At 51.0% G+C, this 3,409-nt stretch carries 1 protein-coding gene; it reads left to right on the top strand.

Annotated features, from left to right (window positions below; all coding sequences use genetic code 11):
• On the top strand, positions 1 to 3,409 hold a 3,409-nt coding region (locus AACV78_RS28155), incomplete at both ends, for an Ig-like domain-containing protein (RefSeq protein ID WP_194074425.1).

Raw genomic sequence — 3,409 nt, 5'->3', positions numbered from 1 at the left:
GCGGTGGCGCGGGATTGGGTATTGGTGGAGGGCTCGGTGGCAATGGTGGCTTTGGCGGTGGTGGTGGCAACGGCAGTCGCGCTTTCGGTGATGCCAGTAGGAGTCCCTTAAACTTTGGCGGACCGGGCGGTAACGGTGGCTTTGGTGGTGGCGGTGGCGGTGGCGGTTCCAGCCAATTTGGATCGGGTGGTATTCCCGGTAGTGGAGGAAGCTTCGGCGGTAACGGCGGTAAGAGTGGCGGCAACAGCGATGCCTATGATTTTGCTGGTGGCGGTGGCGGCGGTGCTGGACTGGGGGGTGCCGTTTTTATTCGCAGCGGTTCCCTCACCCTAGTCAACAGCAAATTTCTCAATAACACGGCAACGGGCGGGTTGGGCGGCATCGTCGATGCTAGTTCTAATGCTAGATCGGGTGCCAACGGTCAGGGAAAGGGCGGGGCGATTTTTGCCGTGACTCCTGAACTCGCCGGTGCGGCAGGGGTGGCTGTCGCGCCAACGGTGACGGCAATTAATACTTTGCCTGCCTTCAAAGGAAACGGCGGTGCTAATGCTGCGGGGAGTGCTACCGATAATAGCGATTTTTTTGGCAGCATCAGCGTCAGGAGTTCGATCGGCAAACAGCCCCCTGTAGCAGAAAATGATAGTGCGATCGTCCGCGCAAACGCTCCCACTCCCGTCAAGATCGATGTTCTCGCCAACGACATCGACCCCGATGGCAACCCCTTAACAATTAACCTAGTCGCGAATCCCAGCAAGGGGACGGCAGTTGCGAACAACAACGGCACGCCGAACAATCCCAACGATGACTTTATTACCTACACTCCCGGTGCCAACTTCAACGGCGACAGCTTTACCTATCGCGTCAGCAACGGCAAAGCAGACAGCAACGTTGCCACTGTCAACATCCAGCCGGATATTGGGGTGACTTTTTTGGTGACAAATACCAATGACAGTGGCCCTGGTTCGCTGCGGCAGGCAATTCTCAATGCCAACGCTCATCCCGGCACAGATACGATCGCATTCCAAATTACCACTTTCATCCAGATTCCGCGCTTACCATTCCAAAAACCGATCGAGATCCCGATCGCATTTACCAATCCTCAAACGATCGATCTTTCTTCTGCTTTACCGACAATTACAGATGCTGTCACGATCGACGGTTGGAGTCAAGGCGGCCCCGGATTCCAGGGCGCGCCGCGAATTGAACTCAACGGTGCGGCATCCAATTCGGCGATCGGACTTGACATTCAAGCCAGCAATTCGATCGTCCGAGGACTGGCAATTAACCGCTTTTCCGACGAACCCTCCTACAATCGGGCTGGCATCAAGCTGTCGAACGGGGCAGCCAATAACTGGATTTACGGCAATTACATCGGTACCGATTTAACTGGCAATATCGTTCGCAGCAACGGCGGGAATGGTATTGAGATCGACGCTTCAGCCGGAATCCAGAATCGCATCGGCACCAACGGCGACGGATTTAACGATCCTGCCGAAAGAAACGTAATTTCGGGCAATCTCGTTCACGGAATTACGATCGCAGCCAAGTTCACAACCGTAGCGGGCAACTACATCGGCACCAATGCAGCGGGTACGGCAATTCTGAAAGCCAACAACCTCTCCTATGACGGAGTTGTCACCTTTCCAGGTGCTTCCGATAACACGATCGGCGGTACTACCGATGCGGAACGCAATGTGATTTCTGGCAATTACAGAGGTGTCTCCATCGGCGGTACAAACAACTCGATTCGGGGCAACTACATCGGCACGGATGTCACGGGTACAAAAGACTTGGGCAATATTGCAGAAGGTGTGGCGATCTTTGGTTTCGCAAATACAGTGAGCGATCGCAACATTATTTCAGGCAACGGTGGCAACGGCATATACATTATCGATCGGGCAAACAAAGTGCAGGGCAACTTTATCGGTACGGATAAGACAGGTACCGTTGCTTTGGGCAACAACCGCGATGGTATAGCCATTCAAAGCATAGGAGGGCTCGGCACTGCCGCCAACAATATCATTGGGGGAAATACGGCAGCGCAGCGCAACCTGATTTCCGGCAACAAAGGCAATGGCGTGAGTTTTTGGCGCGACGCTACTGCTAACAATTTGCTGCAAGGCAATTATATCGGCACTCAGCTAGATGGAGTCAGTTCCTTGGGCAATCTAGCCAACGGTGTCGTGATTTTGGATGGGGCGAACAACAATTCGATCGGCGGTATCGATCCGGGAACTGGAAATACGATCGCCCACAACAATTTATCTGGAGTTGCTGTTAACTCTGGCACGGGCAATGGGATTTTAGGCAATAGTATTTTCAACAATAATACTTTCGGTATTATTCACTACGAAATTAGTAACGAGCGCAACTCTCCCACCATCACTTTTGCCCACTCCAATGGCAAAAATACTGATATAAAAGGCACTTTCAACAGCACCCCAAATCAACAGTTTAGGCTGGAATTCTTTGCCAACTCCAGTCTCGATCCGAGTGGCTTTGGCGAAGGCAAAACCTTCCTAGGCTCTACGATGGTCGCTACGGACAGTAGCGGTAAAAATAGTTTCAACTATACCTATGGTAGTTTCCTACCCCTCGGTCAATTCATCACGGCAACGGCGACCGATCCTGCTAATAATACTTCGGAATTTTCTAAGGGATTTGCGATCGCCAACCAATCGCCAATAGCATTAGATGACAATTTACTCGCCAATGCCGACAGGGCGATCGATATTAAAGTCCTGTCTAACGATAGCGATCCCGATGGCGATCCTTTGACTCTCAGTATTGTTACCAATCCAGTTAATGGAACGGTAGTAGTTAATCAAAACAACACGCCGGAGAATCCCCAGGACGATTTTATTACCTATAATCCCAAGCTCGCATTCAATGGCACAGATAGCTTCACTTACCAAGTCAGTGACGGACAAGGGAGTACGGCAACAGCTAAGGTCAATTTGACTTTCGTTCCGTTGATGGTGGGTGAGGTTGCCTTGCCGATCGTTTCTCCGATTATTTTTCCAGAGAACAATCCGATTATTTCTCCAGAGAACAATCCGATTATTTCTCCAGAGAACAATCCGATTATTTCTCCAGAGAACAATCCGATTATTTCTCCAGAGAACAATCCGATTATTTCTCCAGAGAACAATCCGATTATTTCTCCAGAGAACAATCCGATTATTTTTCCAGAGAACAATCCGATTATTTCTCCAGAGAACAATCCGATTATTTTTCCAGAGAACAATCCGACACCCTCTGTGCCAATAACTCCCACTAACGCCAACCGCTTGCCGATCGCACTTAGCGACAGCGCGATCGGCAATGCTGGCAGCGAGATCGATATCGACGTTCTCGCCAACGACAGCGACCCCGACGGCGACCCCCTGAACCTCAGCATTTTCAAGAC

This window comes from Tychonema sp. LEGE 07196 (assembly GCF_963890365.1).
Lineage (GTDB): Bacteria > Cyanobacteriota > Cyanobacteriia > Cyanobacteriales > Microcoleaceae > Microcoleus.
This window is presented reverse-complemented; position numbering and strand designations above follow the sequence as displayed.